The 22,898-nt window shown below is 47.8% G+C and carries 22 protein-coding genes and 1 tRNA gene; 5 read left to right on the top strand and 18 right to left on the bottom strand.

The genetic code is table 11. The annotated features are described in order from the left end of the window. Window positions 1-326 precede the first annotated feature (326 nt). The 14 genes from SYK_RS04460 to SYK_RS04395 form a co-directional block, all read right to left on the bottom strand. Window positions 327-1,529 (bottom strand): glycosyltransferase, encoded by a 1,203-nt coding sequence (locus tag SYK_RS04460; protein ID WP_281762401.1) that lies wholly within the window; start codon window positions 1,527-1,529, stop codon window positions 327-329. Window positions 1,530-1,623: 94 nt separating this feature from the next. Then, the gene (locus SYK_RS04455; RefSeq protein WP_281762400.1) at window positions 1,624-3,039 is read right to left on the bottom strand and encodes an oligosaccharide flippase family protein; all 1,416 of its coding nucleotides are present in this window, start codon (window positions 3,037-3,039) and stop codon (window positions 1,624-1,626) included. Window positions 3,040-3,141: 102 nt separating this feature from the next. Next, window positions 3,142-3,903 carry a glycosyltransferase family 2 protein gene (locus SYK_RS04450; RefSeq protein WP_281762399.1) on the bottom strand — a complete coding sequence of 254 codons (762 nt, stop codon included), beginning with the start codon at window positions 3,901-3,903 and terminating at the stop codon, window positions 3,142-3,144. A gap of 34 nt (window positions 3,904-3,937) precedes the next feature. Then, on the bottom strand, window positions 3,938-4,681 hold the full coding sequence (locus SYK_RS04445) for a glycosyltransferase (RefSeq protein WP_281762398.1): 744 nt from the start codon (window positions 4,679-4,681) through the stop codon (window positions 3,938-3,940). A 230-nt stretch (window positions 4,682-4,911) separates the two neighbouring features. Then, window positions 4,912-7,044 (bottom strand): Tex family protein, encoded by a 2,133-nt coding sequence (locus SYK_RS04440; protein WP_281762397.1) that lies wholly within the window; start codon window positions 7,042-7,044, stop codon window positions 4,912-4,914. Window positions 7,045-7,499: 455 nt separating this feature from the next. Further along, a tRNA-Val gene (locus SYK_RS04435) sits at window positions 7,500-7,576 on the bottom strand. 74 nt (window positions 7,577-7,650) lie between these two features. Beyond that, window positions 7,651-9,753, bottom strand: a complete 2,103-nt coding sequence (locus SYK_RS04430; RefSeq protein ID WP_281762396.1) for an FAD-dependent oxidoreductase — start codon at window positions 9,751-9,753, stop codon at window positions 7,651-7,653. 12 nt (window positions 9,754-9,765) lie between these two features. Beyond that, window positions 9,766-10,341, bottom strand: coding sequence for an electron transport complex protein RnfA (locus tag SYK_RS04425; RefSeq protein WP_281762395.1), 576 nt, complete (start codon window positions 10,339-10,341; stop codon window positions 9,766-9,768). Window positions 10,342-10,350: 9 nt separating this feature from the next. Beyond that, window positions 10,351-11,025 carry an electron transport complex subunit RsxE gene (gene rsxE / locus SYK_RS04420; RefSeq protein WP_281762394.1) on the bottom strand — a complete coding sequence of 225 codons (675 nt, stop codon included), beginning with the start codon at window positions 11,023-11,025 and terminating at the stop codon, window positions 10,351-10,353. Between the two features lie 8 nt (window positions 11,026-11,033). Next, on the bottom strand, window positions 11,034-11,612 hold the full coding sequence (rnfG, locus tag SYK_RS04415; protein ID WP_281762393.1) for an RnfABCDGE type electron transport complex subunit G: 579 nt from the start codon (window positions 11,610-11,612) through the stop codon (window positions 11,034-11,036). Continuing rightward, the gene (locus tag SYK_RS04410; RefSeq protein ID WP_281762392.1) at window positions 11,609-12,589 is read right to left on the bottom strand and encodes an RnfABCDGE type electron transport complex subunit D; all 981 of its coding nucleotides are present in this window, start codon (window positions 12,587-12,589) and stop codon (window positions 11,609-11,611) included. The genes rnfG and SYK_RS04410 overlap by 4 nt, the downstream gene beginning before the upstream one ends. After that, entirely contained in the window at window positions 12,583-13,791 is a 1,209-nt protein-coding gene (locus SYK_RS04405) for an electron transporter RnfC (RefSeq protein WP_281762391.1), read from the bottom strand. The genes SYK_RS04410 and SYK_RS04405 overlap by 7 nt, the downstream gene beginning before the upstream one ends. 13 nt (window positions 13,792-13,804) lie before the next feature. Further along, window positions 13,805-14,542 (bottom strand): cytochrome c3 family protein, encoded by a 738-nt coding sequence (locus SYK_RS04400; RefSeq protein ID WP_281762390.1) that lies wholly within the window; start codon window positions 14,540-14,542, stop codon window positions 13,805-13,807. A 128-nt stretch (window positions 14,543-14,670) separates the two neighbouring features. Continuing rightward, window positions 14,671-14,994, bottom strand: a complete 324-nt coding sequence (locus SYK_RS04395; RefSeq protein WP_281762389.1) for a potassium:proton antiporter — start codon at window positions 14,992-14,994, stop codon at window positions 14,671-14,673. Between the two features lie 34 nt (window positions 14,995-15,028). Between SYK_RS04395 and SYK_RS04390 the strand changes: the two genes are divergently transcribed. Beyond that, a complete protein-coding gene (locus SYK_RS04390; protein ID WP_281762388.1) occupies window positions 15,029-15,658 on the top strand; it encodes a PilZ domain-containing protein in 630 nt (209 codons plus the stop codon). Window positions 15,659-15,747: 89 nt separating this feature from the next. On the opposite strand, the gene SYK_RS04385 is transcribed toward SYK_RS04390, so the two are convergent. The 4 genes from SYK_RS04385 to SYK_RS04370 all read right to left on the bottom strand — a co-directional run bounded on the left by SYK_RS04385 (window position 15,748) and on the right by SYK_RS04370 (window position 19,014). Next, window positions 15,748-16,653, bottom strand: coding sequence for an NAD(P)/FAD-dependent oxidoreductase (locus SYK_RS04385; protein WP_281762387.1), 906 nt, complete (start codon window positions 16,651-16,653; stop codon window positions 15,748-15,750). 83 nt (window positions 16,654-16,736) lie between these two features. Continuing rightward, the gene (locus SYK_RS04380) at window positions 16,737-17,849 is read right to left on the bottom strand and encodes a tetratricopeptide repeat protein (RefSeq protein WP_281762386.1); all 1,113 of its coding nucleotides are present in this window, start codon (window positions 17,847-17,849) and stop codon (window positions 16,737-16,739) included. 50 nt (window positions 17,850-17,899) lie between these two features. Then, complete coding sequence (locus tag SYK_RS04375) at window positions 17,900-18,682, bottom strand: HD domain-containing protein (RefSeq protein ID WP_281762385.1); 783 nt, start codon at window positions 18,680-18,682, stop codon at window positions 17,900-17,902. 2 nt (window positions 18,683-18,684) lie between these two features. Continuing rightward, window positions 18,685-19,014: an SHOCT domain-containing protein gene (locus tag SYK_RS04370; protein ID WP_281762384.1), complete on the bottom strand. Its 330-nt coding sequence runs from the start codon at window positions 19,012-19,014 to the stop codon at window positions 18,685-18,687. A 185-nt stretch (window positions 19,015-19,199) separates the two neighbouring features. On the opposite strand from SYK_RS04370, the gene SYK_RS04365 reads away from it, so the two are divergent. From SYK_RS04365 to SYK_RS04350, 4 genes are read left to right on the top strand one after another with little or no spacing between them, the layout of a single operon-like run. Further along, window positions 19,200-19,598 carry a response regulator gene (locus SYK_RS04365; RefSeq protein ID WP_281762383.1) on the top strand — a complete coding sequence of 133 codons (399 nt, stop codon included), beginning with the start codon at window positions 19,200-19,202 and terminating at the stop codon, window positions 19,596-19,598. 36 nt (window positions 19,599-19,634) lie between these two features. After that, window positions 19,635-20,405 carry a Tim44 domain-containing protein gene (locus tag SYK_RS04360; RefSeq protein ID WP_281762382.1) on the top strand — a complete coding sequence of 257 codons (771 nt, stop codon included), beginning with the start codon at window positions 19,635-19,637 and terminating at the stop codon, window positions 20,403-20,405. Between the two features lie 37 nt (window positions 20,406-20,442). Further along, window positions 20,443-21,168: a class I SAM-dependent methyltransferase gene (locus tag SYK_RS04355; protein WP_281762381.1), complete on the top strand. Its 726-nt coding sequence runs from the start codon at window positions 20,443-20,445 to the stop codon at window positions 21,166-21,168. Next, a complete protein-coding gene (locus tag SYK_RS04350; RefSeq protein ID WP_281762380.1) occupies window positions 21,165-22,892 on the top strand; it encodes a YcaO-like family protein in 1,728 nt (575 codons plus the stop codon). Before SYK_RS04355 ends, SYK_RS04350 begins: the two co-directional genes overlap by 4 nt. The last annotated feature ends 6 nt before the right edge of the window (window positions 22,893-22,898 follow it).

Genomic DNA, 22,898 nt, shown 5'->3' with positions numbered 1-22,898 from the left:
CAGAGCCCAGAGATTTTCTCCCAATCCTTCCAGTGAACGCCACTTGTTTAAAGGGCCTTTTTTTAAGAGAGAGTATATTGGGCTGGGCTTGGAAATGAAGTTTTTCAGAAATGCGCCAACAATTTTATGAGTTTTTTTTATGCCCAGAGTTTCTGAGGGGGAAAAAGTTGACATTTCCGGTGACAAGCCATTGGTTAATGGAGCGTATAGGTTGAATGTCTTCACCGGTAAACCGAGTGTCGTGAGGGTTTTTACTTCTCGAAAAATGAAGGTTTCTGATGGTTTTGGGAGCCATAAAGATACGTATGCGATGCGGGGTAATGTCATTATTGGGTCCGTGAATTGTGTCGAATTGTCCTGATTATTCCACCTCCGAGGCTCATGTGGTAGTCAATTGATTGCCAAGAGATAGTGTTGGAGGTCCAAGTGCGCAGGAGTTGTACTGATGCGAGTATGTTGAAAAGGAAAAACGCCGCGATTCTCTTGGGTCGTGGGAGCTCGTTGGGAATAATTTGTGTGTACCAAAGGCCGAGGATAGTCATTGTGCCAAGATAAAGGAGAGCTGTTAATCGTGCGGTTGGTGTACATGGCGTAATTAAGGCGGTTGCAATATATGTGACCATGCATAAATAGAATAATGGCAGCACTGAAGCGGCAATCCAGGTCAGCGGTGTATAAAATTTGAAAAATTGTAACTGACGGTAAAACCAGTTTGATACGCCGGAAACGGTTTGACCGGACAATTGGGTTTCAAGACATGCTTCAGCGACAGGAAGGGAATGAATTCCCAAGGTTTTGAGATAGGGCCCCATGGAGTAGTCGTCAACAACCGTGCGGCTCCATAGGTCTGGAATTCGGTTTTCAAAGAATGTGGACCTGTCTATAGCCGTCGCACCGCCCCATGGCTGACTGATCGGTTTGAGTGCATAAAGCATGTGGAGAGACATGACCGCAATCATTTGAATGATGGTACCCATGCGGTTGTCTTCGGGCTGGATAAAACGATATCCTGAAGTCAGTTTCGTTTCCCCTATGATGATGGGTAAGATTAGGCGGGCCAAAAAGTCTGGTCGAGCTAAATGTGTACTGTCACAGAATACCAGGATGTTCTCATCTGGTTGTATTGTGGCGATAGCGGCTAAAAGGTTGTGGTTTTTTTGTGAGCATCGTTCTGACGGGCCAGCCACAATATGACTGACATGATCGTATTCCGCGCACAGCTTACGAATTAATACGGCGGCCTCTTCCTTGTCGGTTTCCGAGATAAGAATGACTCGGTAATTTTCATATTCCTGTTCCAAGAGTGATCGGACACTTTTTTCAGTGTGTTTTGTAACGGCTCCTATGGGCAGCATGATGGGAACAGTTTGTGGATGTGTCGTTTTTTTGAAATGCGTATTGCGTTTGACGGCGCGTTGTAGAAAATTTTTGGTCAGAAGCAGCAGAAGAACTATTGCCGCCACATGAAAGATCATCCCCAATTCGAAAATTGTGTAAAGCAAATTGAAATCGGGATGATTGGGCAGCACGTCGGCTCCTGTTTGAGTTGTGTTGTTAGTCTATGAGTCAGGAATAAATGTACAATTCTGTCTAGGTCACGTCAATGGATTGGAATGAGTGTTGTTATTTTGATGTGACGAAGTTGTGTTGTTGCTTTCGATAAAGACAGAAAGCATAGAATAACAGAGGAATAAGTGTCAGGAATTCGACAACTTCCCTGATAAGGATTGGCGAAAAAGAGAAGTGGATGGCAGCGGCAATTCCCACTGCCAGAGCTTGTTTGCAAATATTTTTGAAGGTGAAAAGTCCCAGTGCAACTTGACAGAAGGAGACTGTCATCAAAGCCATGATGCCTTTGGTTAAAAGAATAGCATAAGCGGCATTGGAGAGGGGGCTGTATTGGGTTAGGAAAATACAGGCTGTGATATTGATAATAAGTCCTGTAATGTACATGCCGAGCAGTATGCGTTGATAGTTCATACTGATCATCAAATAGCTTGCGAGGTTATGAATGAAAGCAAACAGGATGCATCCTACCAATTGCTTTTGAATGAGAATCGCTGAGCCGTAATTGGAGCCATAGGCTATGGTAATAATACGATCGCTTTCGATAAAAAGGACATAGCTTACAGGGAGAGCTACAGCGACGAGCCACGCAGCAGATTGTCGGGCTAATCCAATGAAAAGGTTTCGATCGGAATTCCAGTATTTGGTGAACAGCGGAAAAAGGACTTTTCCAAGAAGCATGCTGGAGACGATTATTGAAATTCCATCCACGATTTGCCACGTTGCGCTGTATTGGGCAACGCCTTCGGCTCCGGCATTGTTTTGTAGGAAAAATAAGTTGATTTTATTATAAAAAATAGCGCAAATCGCCATGGCGGTAAAAATAAGACCTTCGCGCCAAATTCGCCATACGTTATGGATATTTTTTAAATGGAGTTCTTTTCGAATACGTGTCCAAAATGCTTTGAGAGTGACAATGAGGTTGGTCAGTGTTTCTAATCCCTTGAATAGGGCTATGATTGCAGATGGAGCGCCGAGAAGAAGAGCGACAATGCCATACCCGTAGCCTATTAGGGCCGCTATACCTCGAGTTTTACCTTCGATATCTTGACGTCCGAGAACTTGGCAGGCGACATAGAAAGAATTGCCAATGCCGTTTAATGCGATACCCGTGGCGATGATAATTATGATGAGGCGTAATTCTGCTGAATAGCCTTGCCAGAAAATGAAGCCCAGCATGGCCAGCCAGCCAATAACCATAAAAATTGATTTGATGAAGGTTATTTGGCCAAGAATATGGGTTGGGAAATGCTCTTTTCGTGCCAGCATCGTGGAAAGATGTTGGTTGAGTCCACATTCGGTAGCAAAGAGCAGCAATTGACCAATGTTGATGGCGAGCATGAATTGGCCATAGGTTTCCGTTGCGTGGCGAGCTAGGGAAATCATGAAAACCGTTTGCAGAATTTCTCTGACCCAATGCGCTGAGAGAAGGTAGCCGAAGCGTTTGAGTATGGAGTTGTTTGAACTAGCCATATAGGTGTTCCCGCTGTGATTGCAGGGAGTGATTGAGTGATTTGAATAGGGGACTGTTTGTGAGTCGTCTTGATATCTTTATCATGGGTATCGCCATGAACATTAATTTTCTTTATTCATGTCGAGAGGTTCCAACATGGCAGATTTTCTGATGTCAAACCGGTGAAGAAATGTTTCTATGGAACATTGAAGGACGCCAATGCCGTATTGGCAGGATCGGATAAAATTGATTGATGAAGATCCTTTTTCATATTTGGTCGGGCAGGTCACTTCACCGATTTTGAAACCCGCATAGATTGTTTGGCATAGCATTTGGTTGTCGAAAATGAAATCATCACTGTTTTGTTCCAGGGGAAGTTTTTCCAAGACCTCTTTGGAAAAGGACCTGTATCCTGTGTGGTATTCGGATAATTTTTCATTTACCAAGATATTTTGGAACAAGGTAAGAAATCTGTTCGCAATGTATTTGTAGAGTGGCATACCTCCCGTGCGTGCGCCTTTTCCGAGAATGCGAGAGCCGAGCATGCAGTCGTGAACGCCTTCAGCTATGGGGGAGACCATAGCGGGTATGAGTTTTGGCGTGTACTGATAGTCGGGGTGTAGCATGACAACTATATCTGCACCACATTCCAATGCTTTGGCATAACATGTCTTTTGGTTGCCTCCATACCCTCGATTATTTTGATGTAGATAGGTAGATATTCCCAGTGACTTGGATATCTCGACGGTGTTGTCCTGGTTTTTATCATCAACCAGAATAAATTCGTCGATGTAGCCATGGGGAATATCATTAAAGGTTCGTTTGAGTGTCTTGGCTGCATTATAAGCAGGCATGACGAGGACGACTTTTTTTCCATTCAGCATAATCTTACCATTGTATGTCTTTGCGCAGCTTGAGTTATACGTCGTATGCGCGTTTGATGGAGATGATATCCCTCAGGGCTTGTATATACGCTGCAAATGAGAGCTTGGAACCATTGATGTCTTCCCAGTATTCAAGTGGGACTTCTCGGATGTGGTCGAGTGCGTATTTATGTCCCTTTGTTTCAATGAAGCGGGCTAAAAGTTCAACATCAAATATCCATGAGGAAAGAAAAGGCTTGGAGAAGAGTTCTGCAGCCGTATCCTTGCGGAATAGTTTTGCACCGCATTGAGTATCATATACAGGGAGAGTTAGGAGATAAGAAATAATAGTAGCGAATATACGTCCCAAATAATGACGTGTTAATTTCCGTTTGATATTTGTACCGAGGCGTTGATGTCTACATCCCATGAGGATTTCCCAGTCCGGATTTTTATTACTTTCATTTGTAAAGAGAGAGAGTTGGGAGAACGGTGTTGCCAAGTCAGCATCCCAATATCCAAAGTATGAGCATGTGGCATTTGTAATGCCGTGAATAATACCAGTTCTGACGGCTTCCCCTTTTCCCTTGTTGGTATCATGGCGGAGAACTGTTACGTTTTTCGGGTGGTTTTTTTTGATTGTAAGCAAGACGGCGTGTGTGAGGTCTGTGCTTCCATCATCAATCATGCATAGGTGAGCCTTGGGAGATTCTGTCAAAAAAAGCGTAATAGCTTCAACGGGGAGTCTTTTTTCCTCGTTAAAGCAGGGGATTACTAACCAGATGTTTGGAATAAGCATAGCGTTAATAGGTTAGTGGTTTGCTCATCAAATGATATCTTGTTTGGTCAAGATGTCGGAACCAAACAATCTCTCTTTGTACATGACTGAATATGCATATCGCCTGAATTAACTATAATGGCAATATGTTTCCCGTATTCTTGGCGTTGCGTTTTTTGTATTAGGCAAACAATTTGCTTTTTAGTCTATAACTACATGAGAGCATATTTATATATAAAATAGTAGTCGTTTTAAGCCTCTGTGTGCGTTTTCATACTCAGATTTATACGCCCGCGTTTTTCGTCAACGCCGATGACAGTGACAGTGACCTCACGGCCTGCAGCAACCACTTCTGATGGATCTCGTATGAATTTGTCGGCCAGTTGGCTTATGTGAACAAGGCCGTCACGGTGCACGCCAATATCCACAAACGCGCCGAATTTTGTAACATTGGTCACGATTCCGGGCAACTTCATGCCTTCATATAGATCCTTGATATCGTTGATTCCCTCGGTGAATGAAAATGTGCTGAATTCGGCTCGAGGGTCTCGTCCCGGTTTGGTGAGTTCATTTATGATGTCTCGTAGCGTCGGCAATCCTACTTCTTCAGCGATATAATTATCGATTGTTATTCGTTCACGGGCTGTTGCATCATTGATTAGGTCTGCTACTGAGCAGGCTGCATCCTTGGCCATTTGTTTGACGAGTTTATATCGCTCGGGGTGGACCGCACTGCCGTCCAGAATTTCTTTGCCTTCGACGCGCAGAAATCCGGCGGCCTGTTCAAAGGCCTTTGGGCCGAGTCGTTTGACCTTGAGCAGTTCTCGTCGAGAGGTAAAAGGACCATTCTTGTCGCGATAATTGACGATATTTTCAGCCAGAACAGGTCCTAACCCAGAGACGGAAGCGAGTAATTCCCGACTTGCCGTATTCAAGTCTACCCCAACCGAGTTGACACATCGTTCCACCACGTCGTCGAGGCCTTTTTTGAGAGCCGTCTGATCAACATCATGTTGATATTGGCCTACACCAATGGATTTGGGATCAATCTTGACCAGTTCGGCCAGTGGGTCCATAAGCCTGCGGCCGATGGAAGCAGAACCACGAACGGTCAGGTCAAGATCGGGAAACTCTCGACGGGCGACTTCCGAAGCAGAGTAGATGGAAGCTCCGGACTCGTTGACCAGCACCGCAGGGAGACCAAGGTCCAGGCCGCGGACAAAAGTTTCTGTTTCGCGTCCAGCCGTGCCGTTGCCAATGGCAATAGCTTCAACAGCGTGCTTGGAACACAAAGATTGAAGAGTTGCGCCAGCTTCTTCCTGTTGTCTTTTTGATCCGGTGGGAAAAATGGTTGTGTGTTCTTTCAGTGCGCCTTGAGCGTCAAGGACTGTGAGTTTGGCCCCTGTACGAAATCCGGGGTCGAGAGCCAGTACGCGTTTTTGCCCAAGCGGAGCAGCCAGCAACAATTCTCGTAGATTCGCAGCAAAGACGCCAATAGCCTCAGCGTCTGCCCGTTTTTTGACTTCAGCCCGCACTTCGTTTTCCATGGATGGACCGAGCAAGCGTTTATAACAATCATCGAGAGCCATGCCTACCTCGTGGGAATCTTCGCCCTTGCCGCGCAAGATAGATCTGCGCATGAGCCCTGTGGCTTCCTCTTCCGGTGGACGTAAAGAGAGTTTGAGCAGCTTTTCATTTTCCCCCCGAAACATGGCAAGTGCTCGGTGACCGGGAATACGTGCCAACGGTTCATCCCAGTCAAACCAGTCTCGGTAGGTTGCTCCGGCTTCTTCTTTGCCTTTGGCTACCTGAGATATAAATCGGCCACGTTTGACGAATAGGGTTCGCATGGCTGCTCGCGCTTTTGGGTTCTCATTGATGTTTTCAGCAATGATATCCCGAGCTCCGGCTAGTGCCGCTTCAATGTCGGCCACGTCTTTGTTTTGATTTATATACCGTTCAGCTTCACGTTTAGGGTCGATGCCTCGTTGGCTGAAAAGTGTGTTTGCCAAAGATTCCAGCCCTCGTTCTTTGGCCATGGCCGCACGCGTTCGCCGTTTTGGGCGATGGGGTAGATAGATATCTTCCAGTCGAGCTTTGTCTTTGGCTTGATTAATAGCCCGTTTGAGCTCATCGGAAAGGAGGTCTCTTTCAAGTAGAGAGGAGAGGATTGCTTCCCGTCGTTTATCCAGCTCTGCGAGTTCGATTAACCTGTCGCGGACTCCGGCCACTCCTACTTCATCCATGGTGCCGGTTGCTTCTTTACGATACCGAGAAATGAAAGGCACAGTCGCCCCTTCATCAAGAAGTGCTGCAACAGCTTTGACATGATGTGGCCTGAGAGAGAGTTCTCGGGATATCGTTTGAATATGTGTGTCAATCATGGAGATATATACCTTTCGGATGGAGTGAAGTCTGTCCCGGTTGGAGCGAGTTCGTTTCAAGAAATTGAGTATATAGTGGGCGGGAACTCTTGTGCAACAAAAAACGGACGCTTAGAATTTCTAAGCACCTGTTTGGTTTGAAACAAAGTGGTGGGCGATATGGGGTTTGAACCTGTGACTTCCACTGTAGCTGTATACAGCTGCACAGCGAAGCGAAATATTCAACCTTAAGTGGTAGGATGTGGATTTCAAGAGCGAGCGTATACGCCTGTTCACGAAGAAGCGGACTTCTGGCCGAGAGGAGATTGGATACCGTTGACCGAGTAGCTTGCGGCAGGGTATCGGACATGAAAAAAGCCTCCAGCGATTAACCAAAGGCTTAGAAAAAGGTGAGTCATAAGGTGAGTAGGCTTGGCGGCTGACACATCAAACGACTCGTAACTAATTGAAATAGCTGGTGGGCGATACGGGATTTGAACCTGTGACTTCCACCGTGTGAGGATGGCACTCTGACCAGCTGAGTTAATCGCCCTTTTTTTTGCCCTGTGACTTTCGTCTCAAGGGAAAAAATGTATATCTGTAACGTTTTTAGTTTGCAACTGTTTTTTACGGATTTTTCACACACTCATCAACGATACATTCCTGTCCGTCGACAAGATCACGGTTGTAACAGGTTAGGCCGCAACGCAAACAGCGACAGGTTTCATGTTTTGCTTCGGCTTCACTTATTGCACCTTCAATTTCTTTGAAGGTGCAGGTTCGTTCATCACATTCAATGAGGTTTGGCATTTTTGAGCGGTCGCGCAGGCCAACATCAGGGACGTTGGTGAACATTGTGTAATCGATCATTTCACGTTGGGTGTTAGCTGAGATATGCGGAGCGTCCTCATTGAGATACTGATGGATTGAGCGAGCCGCTTTTCTGCCTTCGCCAAGGGCCGTGATCACAAGTGCGGGGCCGGTATGCATGTCTCCGCCGGTGAAGACATGTGGGAGAGCTGTTTGGAGAGTGTCTGAATCGGCGCCTAATGTGCGCCAACGTGTTTCTTCAAGGTCACAGGTCCCGTTTTCGTATAGACAAGAAAGTTCCGGCTTTTGGCCGATGGCAGTATATACGGTATCGGCTTCAATGAGCGTTTCAGATCCTTCGATGGGTATGGGGCGTCGTCTGCCTGAGTCGTCAGGTTCCCCCAGTTCCATTTCGATATATTCAACATGAGTGACGTGATCGGAGTCGTCGGTAACAATGCGTGTGGGGGCAGCCAAGAAGAGATAGTTGACGTTTTCTTCTTCTGCACCGATGATTTCTTCGATGTTGGCTGGCATTTCATCTCGAGTGCGTCGGTACATAAGAGTCACATTTGCACCGAGTCGGACACCGGTCCGAGCTGTGTCGATGGCTGTGTTGCCGCCGCCGATGACCACAACTTTTTTGTTGATACCGGTTTCTATGCCAAGGCCGACCTTGGTCAAAAATTCTGTGCCGGTTTCAACACCTTTAGCTTCCTCGTTTTCAATGCGTAAAGTCATGTTCATCCATGCGCCAATTCCGAGAAAGACTGCTTCATAGCCGTCTTTCTTTAAGGAGTTCAGCGTAAAGTCTGTACCGAAAAACTTTTCGTATTCAACGTCGATGCCAAGATCGATGATACCCTGTATCTCCCAATTAAGGATATCCTTTGGCAATCGGTATTCCGGGATGCCGTAACGAAGCTGGCCACCAAGGGCGGGCATGGATTCGAAGATAGTTGGGTTGTGTCCAAGACGGCGTAGGGAAAATGCACAGGACAGCCCGGCTGGGCCGCCGCCGACTACAGCAATTTTGCGGCCAGTATCAGGCGCACAGGAAATAGGAAGCCGTTGTCCCGAGTTCATTTCCCAGTCTGCGGCAAATCTTTTTATCATATTGATGCCCACAGGCTCATCCACATGGCCACGACGACAAACGTCTTCGCAGGGGTGAGGACAGACGCGTCCGATGGAGAGCGGCATGGGGATGCGTTCGCGGATGGTTTCCAAGGCACCAGCATAGTCGCCGCGTGAAACTTGTTCGATATAGCGTGGGATGTTGATTTGGCCGGGGCAGCGTTGGCGACAAGGAGCCAAACAATCCGTGGTTTCGTTGAGGTGCATGATGCGTGCGGTCATACCCCATATCGTTATGACGCCGCGTGGGCAGACCTGTTCGCAACCGCCGCAGGCAGTGCAAAGGTTTGGATCGACGACCGGATAACCGTTCGGTCCCATTTCAATGGCGCCAAATTGGCAAGCTGTTACACAGGTGCCGTAGCCGAGGCAACCTTCGGGACACATCTTTGAGCCGCTGTAAAGTAGGTGCTGAGCGCGGCAGTCCTTGGCTCCTTCATAAATATAAACATCTTCTGCGCGAGTGCCGCCTGTACAGTCCACAAAGGCGATTTGTTTCTCCATGGATGAAAATTCGAGGCCCATGATGGTCGCGACGTTTGTAGCCACTTGATCTCCGCCGATGACGCAGACAGTGGCGCCGGCTTTGCCTTCGACAACGCCCTGAGCAGCTCCTGCACAACCTGGATAGCCGCAGCCGCCACAGTTAGCACCAGCAAGGACAGATTCAACTTGAGCGATGCGTGGGTCTTCATAGACATAGAGCACCTTGGAGGCCACGGCCAGAATGACGGCGGCGGTAAAGCCGATGCCGAGAAGGACGAGTACGGAAGCTGTGATCATATTTCAATACTCCTATGAGGCCATGCCTTTGAAGGCGAAGAATGCCAGGGACATGAGACCGGCCAGAATCAGTCCGAGCGGGGTGCCTTTCATTGCTACCGGGACGCGTGCAAGGTCGAGTCGTTCGCGAATACCTGCCAGCACTACGAGGGCAAGCATGAAGCCGAAGCCTGATGCTATCGAGAAAATCAGGGTCTCTACGAAAGAATATTCTTCACGTTGGCAGATGATAGCAATACCGAGTACCGCGCAGTTGGTGGTGATGAGCGGCAGGAAGATGCCAAGTGATTTATAGAGTGGTGGTATCGCTTTTTTCAGGAACATTTCTACGAATTGAACCAGTGCGGCGATAACGAGAATAAAGGCGATGGTCTGAAGATACCCCAGATCATTAGGGGCGAGCATGAATTTTTGGACACACCATGTGATACATGCGGCCATGGCGGCCACGAAGACGACGGCCAGTCCCATGCCGATAGCTACACTTGATTCTTTGGATGTGCCAATGAACGGACAGTTACCTAAATACTGTGCCAACACGATGTTGTTGACGAATATGGCGGCGATGATGAGTACGAAGTAATCCATGGTTTCTCCCTACACTCCCGGTTTCGTTGAGCACATGCCGCAGGTTTTGCAGTCGTGGACCGGGCCCTCGATGGCCTCCAGTCCTTTGGTCTTGCGTTGCCAGTTGGTCAGTGCATTCATGCCAGCCAATACGAGTCCGAGACAGACGAAGGCGCCGGGGGCCTCGACCATAAAGGTGAACGGTTCAAACCAGTCTCCCATGATGTGCAGGCCGAACCATGTGCCGTATCCGAAGAGTTCACGGATAGAGCCAAGGAACGTCAGTGAGAGAGTGAACCCTACACCCATGCCAAGACCGTCAGCGACAGCCAGATGGACTGGGTTTTTGGAAGCGAATGCTTCGGCTCGTCCCAGAATAATACAGTTGACCACAATAAGCGGGACGAAGATGCCGAGTTGCAGATACAGCGGGTAGGCATATGCCTGCATGAGTAATTCTACGCAGACAACCAGCGATGCTGCCACCACGATGAAGCAGGCGATGCGTACTTTGGCTGGAATGACTTTGCGGAGCAACGAGACGAACAGGTTGGACAGGGCAAGGACAAATATGACGGCCATACCCATGCCGAAGCCGTTGTATGCTGTCTTTGTTACAGCCAGCACCGGACAGAGACCAAGTACCAGCTTGAAAGGTGGCAGATCGTGCCACAGGCCTTTGGAGAATTCTTTCCACATGCTCATGACATATCCTACGATCCCCAGGCGGTGGGGAGTTTGTCCTTAATCTTGTTAAATATCTGTATTGCGTCGTTGACGGCGGCGACTGTGCCTGTGGACGAGATCGTCGCGCCAGAGATGGCTGCGATGTCGCCACCTTGTTTTTTTAAGGCAAGGGACGTGGTAGTGTGTCCCTTGAATTGATCTCGGTAGTCTGGTTCAACCACACGTGCGCCGAGACCGGGTGTTTCTTTGAGTGTGGTAATACCGATGCCTTTGAGTTTTGTACCGTCGAGGCTGAATCCGACCATGACGCCAATGTCACCGCCGTAGCCCTTACCAAAGGTTTCAAGAGCTATTCCGGTCAGGGTGCCGTTTTTTATGGCAGGAAAAATCGTGATGGAGCCGTCAGAGAGGTCAATTATTTTGCGATCTTTGACCGGATTGTTGTCGTAATCGTTGAAAATTTGCGCCAGAGCAGGACCTTGCACATACGTCATGACCTGTTCTTCAATGCGTTGGTTGGTTGCCTGTCGGATTGTTGCCAACGTCAGGCCGGAGAGGCCGCAGATAAGCGACAGCACAAGAATCATCTTGAGCATTTCTTTCATGCTGTGTCCTCCGTGTTTTCAAATGAGTATGGGCCGCCGAATGGTTTGGGACGTATGCGGTCCAGAAGTGGAGTGAACAGATTGGCCAACAGAATGGCAAAGGGAACTCCGTCCGGGTAAATGCCATATACTCGGATGATGATGACCATTGCTCCAGCGATGAGGCCGAAAAGCAGGGAAGGAACCAATCCAACTGGAGTCGATGCTGCATCCGTTGCCAGAAAGAAAGCACCAAAAATTGAGCCACCGGCTAGTAAGTGAAAGAGAGGCGATGCGTACATGGTCGGGTCGATAATTTGATAAATCCAAGCTGTTACCAGCAAGCCTGCGATAAACCCTGCCGGAATGTACCATCGTATGTGACGACGTGCGAGCAGGAAAATGCCGCCAGCGAGCAGGGCTGCGATATGAACTTCACCCAGTCCGCCCAGTTGTTGGCCGAGAAGTAACGAACTCAAATCGATTGATTGGATTGATTCCAGGCCAAAATGTTTGAGTTGCTGAAGCGGAGCCGGAAGTAGCGAGTTCAACATGGTTGTGTTGGTGTCCATGAAGTCTGCCCATGAGATGCGGCATAAAGCCCATCCGACAAGGGGGGCACTCAGCGGGTTGCCTCCGAGTCCTCCGAAGATCATTTTGCCAAGGATGATGCCGGAAGCCGAACCGATGAAGACCAACCACCATGGAGCTGAGGCAGGAAGAAGAAATGCAAAGAGGAGACCTGTCAGCAGGCCGCTGAAGTCGTCCACTGATTGTTCCCGTTTCATGATTTTATTGCAGATGAATTCCGTCGCGATTGCCACAGAGCAGGATAACGCCATAACCCTGAGTGCATCCATGCCAAATATAATCACAGCCATGATTGCCGCAGGCAGTAAGGCGAGCACTGTGTCGAGCATATACCGTTTAATGGTTCTCCCACAATGAACGTGCGGAGGGGCCGATACTGTCAGGATAGGTTGGAGTTGTTTTAGCATGGCTCGTCTCCGGATTGTCCTTTCTGGATGTCTTCAGGTGTGGGACGAGGAGGTTGTACAGCTCCCGCCAGCAGGGCTAATTCATATTTTGCCAGCCGGATATATTGCAGGAGCGGGCGTCCAGCCGTGCACCAGTAACCACACAGGCCGCATTCCATGCAGGAATGAATATGATATGTTTCAGCTCGTTTGAACTGTTTGAATTCGGCACATCGACTGATGAGGCCGGGCATGATTCTGGCGGGGCAGTGACGTTCGCATTCACCACATCCCAAACAGAAATTGTCAGTGGTTTTCATTCCTTCGCTTTGGCGCAGGATGTGGAGGCCGGAAGCATCTTTGTCCACTCCTTGTTCGAGATTGACTGCGGCTAATCCTCGGAGTGGGCCACCAATGACGACCCTGTCGCCGGGGTGTATGATTGTGTCAGCCTTGGCAGCCAGAAAGCCTACAGGTGTCCCAACGGCGACAAGATGATTGTCTCCATTGATGGTCATGACGGTTTCCGTAAGAGGACGACCCGTTTCCATGACACGGCCTATGAAATAGAGATCTTTGACAGAAAGGATGGTGCCATTATCCGGGAGCATTCCTGGAAGCACTTCTTGTCCCGTGACGGTTTTGATGATCAGTGGATCGAGTCCATTCGGATAGACGGGAGCGACGTGCATGACCGTACAGTTGGCAAACGCATTAGCCCGGTTGCCTTTGGCGGCCACGAGAAACATCTTGTTCGGTTCTACTATTTTTTGAACGGTTCCAAGACCGAGTTCCAACGTTTTTCGGTAATCGCGTAGTAGAGGATCATAGATGGATATACCCGGCTCCGGTGGAACTGCGTTGATGATGAATGTCGCAGCCTTGACGAGGTGGCGGGTGCAGACTCCTTTGTCTTTCAGCCAGGACCGGAGCGTGTCCCCACTATCAGAGCATGGTTCGTGCGGCTTGATCCGGTCGTTTCCCCGGACTTCAACGAGCATGGCGTAGGGTTGGATTTCTCGAATGATTCCCGCCAGCGGCGAGTGCATATCGCCTTCGTCGTTAGCATTGGCGATGGCTACTTTGGTCCCTCCCAGCACTTGATCTCCTGCTGCCATAATAGGCGTCATGCCATCCATGGGGATATGCAGGATGTCAGGGCTGGATGCCTTGATGAGGGGACCGGTGTCGCCGGATTTGAGGCTGAAATTGAATTTGGTCATATGGAGTGATCCCCTATTTCATATGGCATTGGTAACAGGCTTCGTCGCCGAATGGTCCTGTGCCATTGTCTTCATGACACCCCATGCACTGAGTGTGAAACGCATTCATGGTGGTTGGAATGAGTTGGTCGGCTGGTGTGTCGTGACAGCTTTTGCACGATTGTTGAGCCGGTTCCAACTCGTTTGTGGATCGGGTATGACAATTGGAGCATCCCTTGATGCCGTCTTTATACATGTCGTCGTGGCAATCCGCGCATCTGGTGTGGGAGGCCTTTTTGAGGTTCAGTACGCTGTTACTGCCGTCCATGTGGCAATTGGAACAGGCTTGAGGCTCTGATTCAATTGAAGGATCATGGTGACAGGATTGACAGTCTCCTTCCGAGTAGTCGTCAACGTGATCGTCATGGGAGAAGTTGTCGATGGTGGCACCGAGGTGATGACAGGATACACAGAGCGCGTCATCCAATGTGTTCTGATGTTTTGCGGTAAAGGTCTCATCAAATTTTTTGGCATGGCAATCTGCACAAGCCGGAGGATTTTGGGCATTGCCAGTCGTGTGATGGCAGACCCCGCAGTCTTCCTGCATGGTTTGAACATGACTTGCGTGGTTGAGAATAACTTTGCCCCCCTTGTTGTCAAGCAGGGTGCGTATAGGTGGACCGTCGGAACTGGCTGGAATTATATAGCCTCCGACGGCAATCAGAAAGAGGACACCTGTCACGATGGCGATGGGAAGATACCGTTTCTGCAATGCATAAACCTCTGGATTTTAGGCGTAATACTATTTCATAGCTGAAAAGGGGGTGAAAAGTCCACTGCATATTTAAATGAGATGGCTTGTGGATGAACTTCAGAGGAGTATTTTGGGTGTCGTGCAAGCTATTTTCTGATGAAGATTTGCGTGAGGAATTGCGTCATAAACAGAACGACTCCAAGCCACCAGAAGAAAAGGGTGAGTTGAGTGGTAAAACATACGTAGATAGCTTTGGCCGACATATCCAGAGGTAAGTTGCTGATAAAGCTTAGCAGGTCGATGCCGAAGAGAGAGTGCAGAACATCAAGAAGCGTTACAGACGGCCATGCAGCAGAGAGGGTCCAGGATATACTTTGGTAGGCGAGAGTGACCAGACAACCGATCCATGCAAGAATTCCCATATTTTTGAGCATGGAGTGCATATATATAATTGCTTGCAAGATTGCCATGAAATATTTTGGAATATGTGAAAGGATGGACCCTATGGACATCGCATCCGGCGACAGAATAATTTTGGAGTTTTCCACCTTTGAAGATCGTTTTTTAGGCGTGGTCTCTAATGTAAAGACCAATGGTAATCTTGTCGTCAATGTAACTGTGCCTGACAGTGTTATACGACGAGTGAAGCTTCATACGTATGCGCTGGTTCGATATGTCTTTGACGGACATTTGCTTGGTTTTGCATCTCAAGTGCTTCGTATGAGCGGTGGATGTGAAGCGACTGTAGAATTGATTGGACCGGAATCTGTTTTTGATGCCGAGGACCGTGGAGAACCAAGGTGTTCGTGTTCATATCCTGCCATTGTCGTTGAAGGAAACAAAGCTGCGCAGGCCATTGTCGAGGATATGTCTGCAAGTTGTTCTCGAGTACGTTATTTGAATGGTGGGTTAACGGACTTTCCTGAAGAACTGGGAAGGCCTGTTCGGCTTACCTTTCTTCTTTTTGATACGAGCGAGGAAAATTATTCTATTGGATGCACGGTGCATAAGGCATTCATGAAGAGTGGAGAACGATACGCGGTTCTCAAGTTCAATAACGATGAACCGGACGCACGCGCACTTTTATCCGGCTTCATTGGTGGACATATTTGTTGCGTGTTGCCCCCGATGTAGGGTGGAGAGAAGTAGCAAGAATTTCGACCGGCTGACATTATGTTTTTTTAGGAAAAACCGGGTGCATTAAATTCTGCACCCGGTTTCAATTATTCAACGACAATTTTTTTTGCGTAGTTGGCGGCTTCTATTCCAGCCACGCAGCCTTCACCCACAGCTTTTGCCATTTGTAGTGGGGGGCCGCAAATATCGCCAGCACCATAGATGCCTGTAATATTGGTCCGTTGTTTTTTGTCAGCATCTAAATACTTCATTGATTCATCAAGTTGTACGCCGAGCATGGAGGTAAGTTCCAAAACACCTTTAGCACCCAGTTCAATGAAAACTCCGCTGACGTTTTGCGTGGAGTCGTCGTTAAGTAGAATCGATTGTACAGCTGTCTCGCCTTGGATTTCTTTGATTTGAACACCTTCGTGAACATGAACACTAGTCGTGCCGAGTTGCTCACGCAAGGCCGTGGCTACGTCGAGTTTTTCGCAATAAAGATGAACTTCTCTGGCGAAATTCGTCAAAATTACGGCTCCATGTACCGCCGCACTTCGGCATCCTGCCACAGCCACGACTTCATTTTTAAAGAAGCCTGCATCACAATCAACGCAATAGCTGACGCCTTTACCGAGGAGTTCTTTTTCACCTGGAACTTTGAGTTTGTTGCGGCTGGAACCGGTGGCAATAATAACAGTCTTGGACAAAACTGTGTCGCCGGATTCAAGCTTTATCGAAAAAATATTGTCCATGGGGTCGATGGAAAGAACATCTTCGTCGCGGAACAATGTGCCAAAATTTTCGGCCTGTTGACGTCCTGTTCGCAGGATTTCCTCACCTGATATTTTGAGTTGGCAGCAATAGTTTTCAACATGTGCCCAATACAGGCTACTGTTATCTATGCGACCAAGCATAAGAACTTTGGCTTTTTTGCGGGAAGCATGAATTGCGGCCTGCAAACCGCCGGGACCTGAACCAAGAATGGTGACATCATATATTGTATTTGGCATCATACCTCCAGGGGGTATTTGTTGTGTTGCAGGAATACAATAACCACCCGAAAGAGAAAGTAAAGCCGAGGGGGGCAACGGTGTTATGGACCGATATCCTTGGCTGATTCTTTGACACCTTCGGATACGGTGCGGGTTTTCCCTTTTTCCCCCTTGGGTGGCGTCCAAGGTTGTCCGTGTATGCGTTGATAGAGTTTGTTGGCTTCGTGAAAATCCGGATTCATCAAGAGAGAGGCCGCGACTTCTGTGGATGCATCTTCCAATTTACCCATGAAATACAAGGCTTTTGCCATGTTAAAATGAATGTTCTCATCACTCGGTGTGAGTTCAAGAGCTTGGCGATAGGCGTGAATAGCACCAGGATAATCACCTTGCTTCCGAAGAGTTACTCCAAGAGAATTGAAAGGGTTGGGTGTGTCGGAATCGTATTTGAGAATTTCGATGAAAAGCGTTTTTGTTTCTTCCAGATTGTCGAACTGGGCGTGGACATCTGCTGCCCTGCGGAGAAATTTTTTGAAAGATTCCATGTCTCCACGGCCTTTGTATGCCTCGGCCAATCCTTTGTATGCTTCAGCAAACAGGTCATTAATCTTGACCGCTTTTTTAAAGGATACGATCGCCTTGCCATATTTGGCCTGAACCATGAACTGGCAGCCCATGTCGTAGTATTTCTGGGCTTCGTCCTGATAGGAAATAAGTTCTTCAAAGGCTTCAATGGCTTCATCGAAATTACCACGTTCGACCATTTCTTGCGCTTCTTTGAGCTCCATTTCTTCGATTTCGGGATAGCTGTCCAATTGATCGGCAAGAATAAGATATTTTTCAAAGGTGTCGAGAGAATAGGGACGGAGTATGTAGCCAATACAGCCTGCGGCAATGGAATCCAGAACGTAATCTCGACGATTTTCCAGTGTGACCATGATGATGGGTAGAGGACGTCCGCTCATGTTGGTGTTGACGGTTTGAGCAAACTTGAGACCGCTCATGTCATTCAATGAAGAATCACAGAAAATCAAATCAACAGAATGTTCGGAGAGATAATCAATAGCCATGGCACCGGATGAGAATGCCTGAACGTCTTTGGGGCCAAAGCTCTTTATGGTATTCAGATCACGCTTGGCGTGTACCTCGACATTGGTCAGGATAAGAATCCTATTATAGATGCCGAACGCCTTGCTGTCTTTTTTTTGCGGCATGGTTGCTCCTGTACTCCTTTTGTTCAACCTACGGCTTCATGATAATCATATCAAGGGGTTCGCGTATTTTTATAACGCATGAATGTGTGAGATTTTTCGTTAAGCGTTTGAATTTTATCATCTTTAGGCAAAATTGAGAAAGCTTGTTCAATAAGGCCACGTTCGGCAATAAGTCGCACAGAAGTGGGGTAGTGAAGAACGAAGAGCCAACCAATCAGAAGAAGAATAAAATCATTGCTGTATCGTAGAAGGCTGTAGTCACCGATTTCTCCTGCAAGCGTTGTTTGGTATACTTCGTCGGAGTATTTGGTTTGGTCTTGGATAAGGCTATGGATCACCACTGGTTTGGATTCGGTTTCAGGGTCGAGGTGGTCCAGAATGACTGAAAAAATATCGATCTTGTCTGCATCTCTGACGATATTTGCAATGGTTGCCAATGGTTGTGGTGTCGTGTCCCGTATCGCTTTAACGTTGTGGAGACCTATTGCGGCTCGAATCAGCCTGAGATCTTTTTTAGACGTGGCATGCGGTAGTTTTTGGTCTCGAAGAGTCAAAACACCCAATCGACCATGATTGATGGACTCGGCATCTTTGAATGTGCCGTATGTGGTATATTGGGGAAAGCGGCCAATGTCGTGAAACAGTGCTGCTAGAGTTGCCAAGCTTGCAACGTGGCCGGTTATATCTTCGTCTGCAACAATCGCTTTGGCGTTTTCACACACACGCAGAGAGTGTTCGAATTTTAGCTTGATGTGATAATCGTGGTCTTTTTCACTCTTAAAATGGCTGTTCGCAAAAGCTGTGAGTGATGCTTGGTGGTCGAACAAGGGCATGATTAGTCTTTAAGGTGGTTCATGCGTATTTTGTATTCCATTTCCGTGATTTCACCTTGGACGAATAACTTTTCGGTTTCGGCGCGTTCTTTAGCGGTTTCTTCCATTGCTTCCTGTTCCAATTCTTTATCCCTGAGAGGACCACCCGGTCCGAAAAGGAAACGGAGAAAAAGAAGAATAGCGCCCATAATAATTGTAATGAATGCTAGGCGGGCAACAGCAGGGAGAAGGTGTTCTCCGTATCCCGAATTGAAAGGCCAAGCCCTCCATTCGGGGCTATCAAGAAAATCAAAAAAATTGGCAAGCAAAAAAGGCAATTCCGAAAATGTCATTATTTGTTTTCCTCCAGACGGCTTATGGAACCGGTGCATCTTCCTACGTGCCAAACGTCAGTGAGGCAAGTCTTTGCCGTGTAGAGTCATCCTAAATCATCTTCTTGTGTTTGTCCTTTTTACAGACTATGGTCCCAATGTTTCTCTCGTCGTTGAAATAATTCACTCGGGAGAAAGGAGACTCCATGCGTATTTTGATTGTTGAAGACGAATTTACCAGCCGCAAGTTGTTGACGGCATTGCTGTCCGATTATGGACAATGTGACACGGCATCTGATGGTGTTGAGTGTGTCGAGTCTTTTAAAATGGCTCTTGAAGAAAATTCGCCTTACGACCTGGTTTGTATGGATATCATGATGCCTAATAAAGATGGACATCAGGCCTTGAAGGACATTCGTGTTATCGAACAGGATGCCGGAGTCCGGTCCTCTGATGAAGCGAAGGTTATTATGATTACCGCCCTTAATGACCCCAAAACAGTGGTCAAAGCCTACTATAAAGGCGGGGCGGCCGCCTATCTTCCCAAGCCCATTGAAGTTGAAAGCCTCTATGCCGTCCTTCGGGATCTGGCACTTATTGAGTGATTGCCTGGATCGGGATTCTCGATTACATATCAGTATATGCACATACATATTTTCGTATCTTTGCCGAAGTGGATTGAGCGGATGAGCTTTCGTTGTCTGGGAGTTGTTTTCTCCTTAATGATGTTGGCTTCACCTGCTCTTGCTCAAGAAGCGCCAGCAAGTCGAGGCGGTGGTATTCTTAATATCCTGCTTCTTGCGGGCATAGCTTATTTCCTTGTGAGATCCTTTCGCCGCCGTTCCGGTGGTGATAAGACGCGTCCTGGTTTGTGGGGGCATCGGGATCAGAATGAGGATGCGGTTGACGATTCTTCAGAGCGCCCGGCAGGGCGTCTTGTTCGTCCCATGGATCGACATGAGGCGGCGCGTCAGGCATGGGATTTGTTGAGTTCCGATGAAAATGTACGGCCGACTCCTACAACACCGACATCCACACCTTCGGCCAAGACAGATGGTTTTGATGAAACCGAATTTTTGGAAGGGGCCAAAGTTTTTTATTCTCGATTCCAGCAGGCGAGTGGCGAACAGGATTTTCAGTCTCTTCGGGATTTCATTTCCGACGAAGTTTTCAACGATGCCATGAGTCAAGCCGGGCAGGGGCCTATAGAGGTGATGCTGCTCAATGCAAAGATGATGGAAATGAAGTCGGAAGAAGGTCGGACTACGGCCACGGTCTTTTATGATGCGCAGCTCAGGGTTGGGGAGGGCGGACAGCCCGTTCACCAGCGAGTCGTCTGGGAATTTTCTCGGGACGACACTGTTTTGGGCGCATTGTGGGTGCTGGAGAAGATCAACAAAGTAGATCAGTAGTCTCAATTTCTCGAGACAAATCATATTCGGAGGAAACGTGGCGGATATAGTTCATAATTTGGACCAGCCTATTGGTGCGCTCATTGACATAGCTGTGCGCGAGTTCGGTGAAGTCGAATTCGAGACGGTTAACGTGGGCGGTATGTCTCTTGAAGTACTGCAAATCAAGAATATGCAACAATATCTTGATAAACTCATCGACAAGACTCGGGCTGGAAAGAAAATAACTCTGCCCTTATGGGCCAAGATATGGCCTTCCTGTCTTATTCTTGGCTACACTTTGACTAAATTCCCATTCTCAAATGAATGTTCCATTTTGGAAGTCGGTGCAGGCGGGGCGGTCAATAGCCTTGTTTTGGCAAAGCTTGGTCACGATGTGACGGTAAGTGATGTCGATTCGTTTGCTCTGCTGTTTAGTAAAATTAATGCTTTGAAAAATGGGGTAGAAGATAAGTTTACCTTGCATCGTGTCGATTTTACGGAAGATACGGTTGAAAAACATTTTGACTACATCATTGGTTGCGAAGTTCTTTATGCAGAGGAGGCTTTTGAGCCTTTGCTGAAATTCCTGAGCAGTCATCTGTCTGACAATTCGACCGCAGAGATTGTCCTTGCCATGGATCAGAAGCGTCAAGGCCGGAAGTTTTTTGATATGGCCAACGAACAGTACGCCATGATGAAATCCGCTGCCAAGTATAAGGACAGGGAGACTGGTGAAGAGAATGTTGTCAATTTGTTCCGCATGAAGAGGAAGCAGGCGTGATTGAACTCAAGGAATGTCTCAAGGAATTTACCACTGATCAGGATAAGGCGTGTAGCCCTCAGGATACAGTGGCACGGGTTAAGACGGCCTTGGCGGATAAGTGCAAAGGCGTTCTTGGCGAGACAGATCAAGTGGATACCGGCAGACTTGGTATCCCTGTTTTTGTCAGTGTCTGCGGCCCTGAAGCGCGAGAAATCATGCCCACTCGTAAGCAGATGGGGAAGGGAGCATCCCCTGAACAGGCTGAAGCTTCCGCGCTCATGGAGCTGGTTGAACGTTTTTCTTATTTTAGTTTTTGGGCAGACGCGACAAACTTTACTGAATTGACATGGTCAGAAGCCGCCGCTAAGTGGCCCGATACAATAATGGATATTCAACAGATCATTTTATCTGTTGAAGAAGATATTTCCGAACAAGAGGCGATTCGTCTCCTAGATCTCGTTAAATGGCGTTTTCATCCTGCGTTGAACGTTGGCGCCGGGCAGGAGGAATGTGTTCCATTAGACTGGTTCAAGAAGCTTAACGAGTTTAACGGATCGTCAGCCGGGAATACTTTTGAAGAATCCATTTGTCAGGGAGCCTGTGAATTGGTCGAACGGCATGTTTGTGCTGTGATTGACCGTAGTCGGTTGACCACTCCAACGATTGACCCTGATTCATTGGATGATCCGGTCCTTCTCCGGTTGGTTGAATGTTTTGAACGCAATGGCGTCAAACTTATCCTCAAGGATTTTACCATGGGGTACCCTGTGCCCACGGTTGCAGCCGTGGCGTGGGACCCGAAGTCGTTTCCTGCATTGAGTGAAATCGTGTTTACCGCCGGGACCGCGGCTTCTCCGGCCAAGGCGGCTATTCGGGCTGTAACCGAAGTCGCGCAGTTGGCGGGAGATTTTGAGACCAGCCGTGTGTATGAAGCATCCGGGCTGTCAAAATTTACTGAACTTGAACAGATCCAGTGGCTTGAAGAAGGGGCAGTTGTGTCTCTGGATTCTCTTCCTACAGTTGAGAATTCTGATATATATAATGAATTGATGGCTCTCGCTAATGGATTGCAGGACAAGGGAAATACTCTTTATGCAGTCGATACCCGACATCCTGAGTTGATGGTGACGACTAATTATAATGTTGTCCCCGGGTTTGATTTTCGCGAACGGACTCCCAATAGGTCTATTGGCTTGTTTGTTGGACGTATTCTGGCTGAAGACGTCGAGTTTGATGAGGCTATGGAAGGGTTGGAGGTGTTAGCCGAGGTTTATCCTGAGGCGTATTTCCTGCCTTTTTTCAGAGGACTGTTAGCGTTGCGCATGGGAGATCCTTTGTATGCAACTGCACAGTTTGAGGAAGCAGAGCCTCTTCAGCCAGCAGACCAAGAGAGAGCCCTGGCTGCATTTTATCAGGCATACGCTTTGTCGCAGATGGAAGAGTGGGAAGAAACCATTGGACATCTTGATCGAGCCATTGAGTTGGATAAAGAGTGTAAAGAGTTTTTCAACCTGCGTGGTGTCGCTCATTTTAAGAATGAACGCTACAGTGAGGCTGCCGAAAATTTCCAGGCTTCACTTGATATCGATAGTGGTTCGCCACATGATCTGGCCAATCTGGGATTGTGTCACAAGTTTATGGGGAATCGTTCAGAAGCCCTTGATTATTTGAACGCGGCTCTCGATATGGATTCAAGCCTTGAATTTGCTCTTAAGCAACGAGATGAACTCTTGGAATCATAGAGATTT

Source organism: Pseudodesulfovibrio nedwellii (assembly GCF_027923765.1).
GTDB lineage: Bacteria > Desulfobacterota > Desulfovibrionia > Desulfovibrionales > Desulfovibrionaceae > Pseudodesulfovibrio > Pseudodesulfovibrio nedwellii.
Note: the sequence above shows the minus strand (reverse complement) of the source record. Positions and strands in the feature narration are given on the sequence as shown.